This is a genomic window from Corynebacterium sp. HMSC072A04, from assembly GCF_001809235.1.
Taxonomy (GTDB): domain Bacteria; phylum Actinomycetota; class Actinomycetes; order Mycobacteriales; family Mycobacteriaceae; genus Corynebacterium; species Corynebacterium hiratae.
In genome coordinates, this window is sequence record NZ_KV796809.1 from 159,627 (window position 1) to 166,266 (window position 6,640).

11 protein-coding genes are annotated in these 6,640 nt (G+C 62.9%); 6 read left to right on the forward strand and 5 right to left on the reverse strand.

All coding sequences use genetic code 11. From position 1 onward, the window contains the following. Nucleotides 1–5: 5 nt before the first annotated feature. From rplB to rpsJ, 5 genes are read right to left on the reverse strand one after another with little or no spacing between them, the layout of a single operon-like run. Entirely contained in the window at nt 6–842 is an 837-nt protein-coding gene (gene rplB, locus HMPREF2565_RS11515; protein WP_010189648.1) for a 50S ribosomal protein L2, read from the reverse strand. Nucleotides 843–881: 39 nt separating this feature from the next. Next, nucleotides 882–1,187 carry a 50S ribosomal protein L23 gene (gene rplW / locus HMPREF2565_RS11520; protein ID WP_042529293.1) on the reverse strand — a complete coding sequence of 102 codons (306 nt, stop codon included), beginning with the start codon at nt 1,185–1,187 and terminating at the stop codon, nt 882–884. After that, nucleotides 1,187–1,849: a 50S ribosomal protein L4 gene (gene rplD / locus HMPREF2565_RS11525; protein WP_010189650.1), complete on the reverse strand. Its 663-nt coding sequence runs from the start codon at nt 1,847–1,849 to the stop codon at nt 1,187–1,189. The genes rplW and rplD overlap by 1 nt, the downstream gene beginning before the upstream one ends. Further along, the gene (gene rplC, locus HMPREF2565_RS11530) at nt 1,846–2,502 is read right to left on the reverse strand and encodes a 50S ribosomal protein L3 (protein WP_046648479.1); all 657 of its coding nucleotides are present in this window, start codon (nt 2,500–2,502) and stop codon (nt 1,846–1,848) included. The genes rplD and rplC overlap by 4 nt, the downstream gene beginning before the upstream one ends. 35 nt (nt 2,503–2,537) lie before the next feature. Beyond that, complete coding sequence (gene rpsJ, locus HMPREF2565_RS11535; protein WP_003848085.1) at nt 2,538–2,843, reverse strand: 30S ribosomal protein S10; 306 nt, start codon at nt 2,841–2,843, stop codon at nt 2,538–2,540. A gap of 648 nt (nt 2,844–3,491) precedes the next feature. Here rpsJ and HMPREF2565_RS11540 point away from each other — a divergent pair. From HMPREF2565_RS11540 to HMPREF2565_RS11565, 6 genes are read left to right on the forward strand one after another with little or no spacing between them, the layout of a single operon-like run. Beyond that, nucleotides 3,492–3,989, forward strand: coding sequence for an Asp23/Gls24 family envelope stress response protein (locus HMPREF2565_RS11540; RefSeq protein ID WP_046648480.1), 498 nt, complete (start codon nt 3,492–3,494; stop codon nt 3,987–3,989). 1 nt (nt 3,990) lies between these two features. Next, nucleotides 3,991–4,296 carry a hypothetical protein gene (locus HMPREF2565_RS11545; RefSeq protein ID WP_046648481.1) on the forward strand — a complete coding sequence of 102 codons (306 nt, stop codon included), beginning with the start codon at nt 3,991–3,993 and terminating at the stop codon, nt 4,294–4,296. 32 nt (nt 4,297–4,328) lie between these two features. Beyond that, nucleotides 4,329–4,523 carry a hypothetical protein gene (locus tag HMPREF2565_RS11550; protein ID WP_010189668.1) on the forward strand — a complete coding sequence of 65 codons (195 nt, stop codon included), beginning with the start codon at nt 4,329–4,331 and terminating at the stop codon, nt 4,521–4,523. Beyond that, a complete protein-coding gene (locus HMPREF2565_RS11555; RefSeq protein ID WP_246819152.1) occupies nt 4,523–5,407 on the forward strand; it encodes an Asp23/Gls24 family envelope stress response protein in 885 nt (294 codons plus the stop codon). Before HMPREF2565_RS11550 ends, HMPREF2565_RS11555 begins: the two co-directional genes overlap by 1 nt. Beyond that, nucleotides 5,404–5,982: a DUF6286 domain-containing protein gene (locus HMPREF2565_RS11560; protein ID WP_070754657.1), complete on the forward strand. Its 579-nt coding sequence runs from the start codon at nt 5,404–5,406 to the stop codon at nt 5,980–5,982. The genes HMPREF2565_RS11555 and HMPREF2565_RS11560 overlap by 4 nt, the downstream gene beginning before the upstream one ends. Then, a complete protein-coding gene (locus HMPREF2565_RS11565) occupies nt 5,975–6,541 on the forward strand; it encodes an Asp23/Gls24 family envelope stress response protein (RefSeq protein WP_046648484.1) in 567 nt (188 codons plus the stop codon). Before HMPREF2565_RS11560 ends, HMPREF2565_RS11565 begins: the two co-directional genes overlap by 8 nt. Nucleotides 6,542–6,640 lie beyond the last annotated feature (99 nt).

The following is a 6,640-nucleotide window of genomic DNA, read 5'->3' on the forward strand; positions in this document are numbered from 1 at the left end:
TCCTCTTAGCGCTTCTTGTTCGGGCGACGACGGCGCACGATCATGTTGTTCGAGTAACGGTTCGGGTTGCGGGTGCGGCCTTCCTTGTGGCCCCACGGCGACACCGGGTGGCGACCACCCGAGGTCTTACCCTCACCACCACCGTGCGGGTGGTCGACCGGGTTCATAACGACACCGCGGACGGTCGGGCGGACGCCCTTCCAACGCATACGGCCGGCCTTGCCCCAACGGATGTTCATCTGGTCAGCGTTGCCAACCTCACCGACGGTGGCGCGGCAACGGATGTCGACGCGACGAATCTCGGAGGACGGCATACGCAGGATGGCGTACTTGCCTTCCTTACCCAGCAGCTGGATGGAGGCACCAGCGGAGCGAGCCAGCTTAGCGCCAGCGCCCGGCTTGAGCTCCACAGCGTGGATGGTGGTACCGGTCGGGATGTTGCGCAGCGGGAGGTTGTTGCCAACCTTGATATCTGCGTTCGGACCAGCCTCAACGATGGTGCCCTGCTTCAAGCCCTTCGGGGCGATGATGTAACGCTTCTCGCCGTCTGCGTAGTGCAGGAGGGCGATGTTAGCGGTACGGTTCGGGTCGTACTCGATGTGAGCGACCTTTGCAGGGATACCGTCCTTGTCGGTACGACGGAAGTCGATGAGACGGTAGCGGCGCTTGTGGCCACCGCCGATGTGGCGGGTGGTGATGCGGCCGTAGTTGTTACGACCACCAGTCTTGCTCAGCGGGCGCAGCAGGGACTTCTCCGGGGTCGAGCGAGTGATTTCCTCGAACTCGGACACGGAGGATGCGCGGCGACCCGGAGTTGTCGGCTTGTACTTACGAATAGCCATAATTCTTCCTTTTCCTTATCGGCTCTTTAAGCCGTTCTGCTAGCTAGCAGAACCGCCGAAGACGTCGATGGAGTCGCTGCCTTCACGGAGCGTCACGTAGGCGCGCTTGGTGGACTTACGCTGACCGAAGCCGGTGCGGGTGCGCTTGCGCTTACCTGCACGGTTCACGGTGTTCACGGAAGCAACCTTCACGCCGAAGATCTGCTCGACGGCATCTTTAATCTGGGTCTTGTTGGAGTCCGTGGAGACGTAGAACGTGTAGACGTTCTGCTCCATCAGGCCGTAGGACTTCTCGGACACAACCGGTGCGATGATGACGTCGCGCGGGTTAGCGAGCTTAGCCATTACTTCTCCTCCTTAGCTTCCTCGGCGGCGCCGGTAGCGCGCTCGACGAAGGTGTGCAGAGCCTCAACGGAGAACACAACGTCGTCCGAGTAGAGGACGTCGTAGGTGTTCAGCTGGCCGGCATCCAGGATCTGGACGTTCGGCAGGTTGTTGGCGCTGCGGCGAGCATTGATGTCCTCGCGGCCGATGACCAGAAGAACATTCTTGCGGTCGGTGAGGCGCTCGATGAAAGCCTTGGCCTGCTTGGTGGACGGGGTCTGGCCCGGGACGAGCTCCTCGATGACGTGGATGCGCTCGTTGCGTGCACGGTCAGACAGTGCGCCGTAGAGAGCAGCCTTGATCATGCGCTTCGGGGTGCGCTGGGAGTAGTCGCGCGGAACCGGGCCATGCACGGTGCCACCGCCGGTGTAGTGCGGCGCACGGATGGAGCCCTGGCGGGCGCGGCCGGTGCCCTTCTGGCGGAACGGCTTGCGACCACCACCGCGGACCTCGCCGCGAGTCTTGGTCTTGTGGGTACCCTGACGAGCGGCAGCGAGCTGTGCGTTGACAACCTGGTGCATCAGAGCAATGGATGCCTCGGTGTCAAAGAGCTCGGCCGGCAACTCAACGGTGCCGTTGGTCTTACCGTCAGCGGTCTGGACGTCTAGCTTGAGGTTGCTCATGCGTGTGCACCGCCCTTCACTGCGGTCTTAACGGTGACGAGGCCACCGCGCGCACCCGGGATAGCACCCTTGATGAGCAGCAGGTTGGACTCGGCATCAATCTTCTGAATCTTCAGGTTCTGGGTGGTCACGCGGTCCTGGCCCATGCGGCCAGCCATGCGCTTACCCTTGAAGACGCGGCCCGGGAACGAAGCGCCACCAATGCCACCAACGCGGCGGTGGGCAGCCTGGTTACCGTGGGCAGCGCCCTGGCCTGCGAAGCCGTGGCGCTTCATGGCGCCAGCGTAGCCGTGACCCTTGGTGGTACCGGTGACGTCAACGAAGGTAACGCCCTCGAAGATGTCCACCTTGACCTCCTGGCCGACCTCGTATGCGGAGGTATCGTCCATGCGGATCTCAGCGACGTAACGGCGCGGGGTCACGCCAGCCTTCTTGAAGTGACCGGTTGCAGGCTTGTTGACCTTGCGCGGGTCCTTCTCGCCGAAGGCAATCTGGATGGCGTTGTAGCCATCGGTTTCTACAGTACGGATCTGGGTAACCACGCACGGGCCAGCCTCGACGACAGTCACCGGCACAACGCGGTTCTCCTCGTCGAAGACCTGGGTCATGCCGAGCTTGGTGCCCAGAATTCCCTTGATCTCGTTTTCACTCATTGTTTGTTCTCCACCAAATACGTTGTGTCGATCGCTTACTGGATATTCACGTCGACGCTTGCCGGAAGGTCGATGCGCATAAGGGCGTCAACGGTCTTCGGGGTCGGGTCGAGAATGTCGATGAGGCGCTTGTGAGTGCGCATCTCGAAGTGCTCGCGAGAGTCCTTGTACTTGTGCGGAGAACGAATAACGGCGTATACGTTCTTCTCGGTTGGGAGCGGCACCGGGCCGACAACACGAGCACCCGTACGGGTAACGGTCTCGACGATCTTCTTAGCAGAAGCGTCGATGGCCTCGTGGTCGTAGGCCTTCAGCCGAATGCGGATTTTTTGTCCCGCCACGCTTATCCTCTTCCTCGCTTCCCCACTTTCACATTCCCGGCCTATCCGGGGCGTGAAGCGGTGGGAAATTGCTTCTCGATTTCTCTATAACGTTGTCCGGGCTGGAAGCCATGGCTCAACGCCAGTTGTCTGACTGTCATGACGACCACGAGAGTGACTTAAGGCAAAAGCCCAGAGTGCAGTGCTCGTGACGGGGTACAAGACCCGTAGTCAAAGTAAATAGGAAGAAGACTGGGGCGTTAGATCTCAATGATCCGCAACCAAAGTCTTATTCATATACTGCCGCTGTTTATTTGCCATGCCCCTTCTCCGGTCCATCTTCTCGGGATTGTCTCTGCTCAAGCGCGGACCTAGCCCGATCGGATGACCTTCGCGTGTAGTTCCAGAAGAACTCCACAACAAAGGTGTCATGTTCGCCTTACCAGCAACGACGCCCTACAGGCTGAAGCCTGCGGCTACGCCGCTGTGTTAAAGCAACCCCTGTATTTAAGCACGTAACCTCGCGTTTTCCAAACTCCTGCAGAAACAGTGGGTAACATCACGTTTTGGCCAAGGATTGACTCTCCGCCGCCCCGCGGACCGCGTTCGAGGTTAAGCTCGTGGCGTAGATACAGACCTACATCAACTACACAGTGAGAGGGATCCACCATGGCTGAGAACACCACCCCCAAGGACGTCGCCGAGCAGACCGCCCCGGCTAACGACGCCACCCCGGCCCCTGCCCCGGAGCGCAACAAGAACCTGGAGACCGATTTCGGCACCACCCGCATCGATGATGTCGTTGTGTCCAAGATCGCCGGCATCGCTGCCCGCGAGGTTTCCGGCGTCGCCGCCCTCGGCGGCGGTGGCGCCCGCATGATGGGCTCCATCCGCGAATCCTTCGGCGCTTCCGAGGACGTCCGCCAGGGCGTGAGCGTCGAGGTGAACAACGGCACCGCCTCCATTGATATCGCCATCATCGCCGAGTATGGCGTGGCCATCCACGAGCTCGCCGAGGCTATCCGCCGCAACATCATGAACGCGGTCGAGCGCATGACCGGCCTGTCCGTGGACCGTGTCGATGTCGTCGTCCACGACGTCAAGCTGCCGCGCGAAGAAGACGAGTCTGCCGAAACGGCCCCGGCAGTTACCCAGGGCCAGGCATAACGTGACCTCTGCCGAGCTCACCCTCCCCATTGCCACGTCCATAGCGGAGGCGGTGACGGATCTGAGGGGCGTCGCCAAGCTTTCGCCCGGCCGGTTCGGGGAGGTCGCGCTGCTCTTCCCCGGTGAGCGCGTGCACGGCATCCGCCGCCCCAGCCCACAGGATGACACGCACCTGGAGCTGCACATCGTCGTTGATGTCAGCGCTGGCGTTCCCCTCGCCGAGCTTGGCGACGCCACCCGCACCACCGTCCGCGTCACCTGGCCCGCGGTGCGCCGCGTGGACGTTGTCTTCGACGACGCGGTCTAAAAGGAACCGACCCACAGAACTAAAGGAAAACCATGAAGAATTACACCTCCCTCGGCGTGATCGCCGGCTTGGTTCTGGCCTTTTTCATCTACCTCGGCGTGTGGTACGTCGCGCTCGCGGTGCTGCTCGCCGCAGTCGGTGGCGTGATTGGCGCGCATTTCGACGGCCGCATCGACCTCACTGCGGTATGGAAGGGCGTGGTCGGCCAGGATAGAGGCCGAGGCTAGTGAGCACCGCCAAACACGGCCGCACCCGCTTTTCTCTGCGCGCGATGGAGAAGGTGATTAGCTCCGCCATCGCGAGTGTGCCGGGAACCGCGGCTGTCGACGCCAAACTTGCCGGCCTGGCCGGCCGCGCCTTTCCGCGCGTGATGGCGCAGATGGATCCGGATACGCAGATGGTCGCTGTCGACGTCGATATCGCCGTCTACTGGCCCTCCCCCGTCACCGACGTTGCAGCGGCCGTTCGCACGGCGATACGAGAGGCCGTGCGTGATTTCACCGGTTTCCGGACCACCCGCGTCAACGTCACCGTGGGTGGCGCCGTGGCAGGCGAACGCACGACTGCCTTGGCGGTCGAGACACGGGCGCCGCTGCCGGCGCAGATCCCGGCGATTGTTCCGGAGCGTGTCCTCAAGCCCATCACCACCGCGCACGGCGCGCCCGTGCGCCACATCGCGGCCCCACGCGAGGCTCCGGTACGTGCCGTGGCGGCACCGGAGGGACCGCGGGTGCGGGGTGTTGCCACGCCATCCGAGGTTGCGGTTCGCACGGAAGGTTTCGGCCCTTCAGAGCAGCGCTACGACGAGCTGCGGCCAATCGTTACGGCAGCGCCGCGGCCGCTGCGCGTTATTGCTGACCCCGCGCCCGTCAACGTTCGTTCGGTGGCGTCGCCCCAGGAATTCGCGTTGCGCCGCATCACTACTCCCCGCCCGGTCCAGCCGCGGCACGTGGACGTTCCACAGGCACCAGCGCTGCGCTCCCCGCACGCCGAGCCGCTCCAGCTGCGCCCGATTGAGATTCGGCCCTCGGCCCAGTTCACACGCCGGGTAGACGTCCCGCGCCCGGCGCCGCTGCGCGCCATCACGATCAACGATAGGAGGCCATTATGAGTGAGAGCTCCCTGCCCGTTGGCTTTGGTCAACGCCCGAAGGCCTCCCCGCCGGCGCGCGGCTGGACCATCATCCTGGGCGTCGTCCTGCTCGTCGCCGCCGTGGTCGTGGGGCGTGAGGCCTGGGTCGTGGGTGCCGATGAGGGCGCTGCGTCGTGGTTGCAGCCGTTCATCGATGTGATGTCCTCCCCGGAGATCCACGGGTGGATGCTGGTGGCCGGCGGTGCGGCCATCCTCATCGGACTGATTTTGTTGTGGGCGGCGTGTGCGCCGCGGAAGACGACGCACGTGCGGATTGGCTCCGAGGATGCGTCGATGTGGTTGCGCGCGGTGGACATTGCGCGGGTGGCGTCGGCAACGGCGCGTCGGGTGCCGGGAACCACGGCGGCGCGTAGTAGGGCGCGGATCTCTAAGGACCATGCGCGCATAACGGTGACTGCGACGGGCGATGCCGACGACGCGCAGCTTAAAGAGCGCGTGACTGAGGCGGTAACCGCGGCACTCGCGGCTATTACCCCGGCTCCGGACATCACCGTGGTGCTTGAGGATGAACAGGAGGAGATCGCTAATGTCTAAGGCGCTTGCCGGCGTGGACCGTACGATCCTTGCCATTGTGGGAGTCCTGCTCATTGCTCTGGGCGCGTGGCCGATTCTCATTCACTTCGACGTGTCTTTTGCCACCTACCTGGCAACGTGGGTTGACCACGACACATGGGCGGGCTTACCGGAGCAGGGCTGGTGGCCCTATGCGCTGGGCTTGGCGACGATTGTCTGCGCCCTAGCCGGTCTGTGGCTTGTGATCAGCAACCTGCGGCACCATCGGTTTAGCGCGGTCTCTTCGGAACAATCGAATGAGGAGGGAGCGATTAAAACTGAGATGTCCGCTATTGCAGGCGCGGTGGCGGATACCCTCGCTGAGGTTGAGGGCGTGGAGAAGGTCTCGCGGCTCGTCGCCTACGACCGCTCGCGGCCGACTCTGCAGTACGAGGTCCTGGCAGATCCCGATACCCCGTTGCTGCGAATCAAGGACGCCATCGAAGTCAACGACCGGGACTTCCGTGCCGCGTTCCCTGACGTGGATGTGGATACGCGATACAAGGTCCACTTCACGAAGGTGCGCAACGCGGTCCTCTAGATACCACCTACCCTGCTCACAAAACTACTCGCGAGCAGGGTTTTTCTTCTTCCGGTTGCGGGGTCGGGAGTGCTGTTTTAGTCTCTGTGCCCATGGGGG

What these genes read in the sequence shown, in the direction of transcription:
- rplB (WP_010189648.1), bottom strand. Translation starts at nt 842, where the DNA reads ATGGCTATTCGTAAGTACAAGCCGACAACTCCGGGTCGCCGCGCATCC.
- rplW (WP_042529293.1), bottom strand. Translation starts at nt 1,187, where the DNA reads ATGGCTAAGCTCGCTAACCCGCGCGACGTCATCATCGCACCGGTTGTG.
- rplD (WP_010189650.1), bottom strand. Translation starts at nt 1,849, where the DNA reads ATGAGCAACCTCAAGCTAGACGTCCAGACCGCTGACGGTAAGACCAAC.
- rplC (WP_046648479.1), bottom strand. Translation starts at nt 2,502, where the DNA reads ATGAGTGAAAACGAGATCAAGGGAATTCTGGGCACCAAGCTCGGCATG.
- HMPREF2565_RS11540 (WP_046648480.1), top strand. Translation starts at nt 3,492, where the DNA reads ATGGCTGAGAACACCACCCCCAAGGACGTCGCCGAGCAGACCGCCCCG.
- HMPREF2565_RS11550 (WP_010189668.1), top strand. Translation starts at nt 4,329, where the DNA reads ATGAAGAATTACACCTCCCTCGGCGTGATCGCCGGCTTGGTTCTGGCC.
- HMPREF2565_RS11560 (WP_070754657.1), top strand. Translation starts at nt 5,404, where the DNA reads ATGAGTGAGAGCTCCCTGCCCGTTGGCTTTGGTCAACGCCCGAAGGCC.
- HMPREF2565_RS11565 (WP_046648484.1), top strand. Translation starts at nt 5,975, where the DNA reads ATGTCTAAGGCGCTTGCCGGCGTGGACCGTACGATCCTTGCCATTGTG.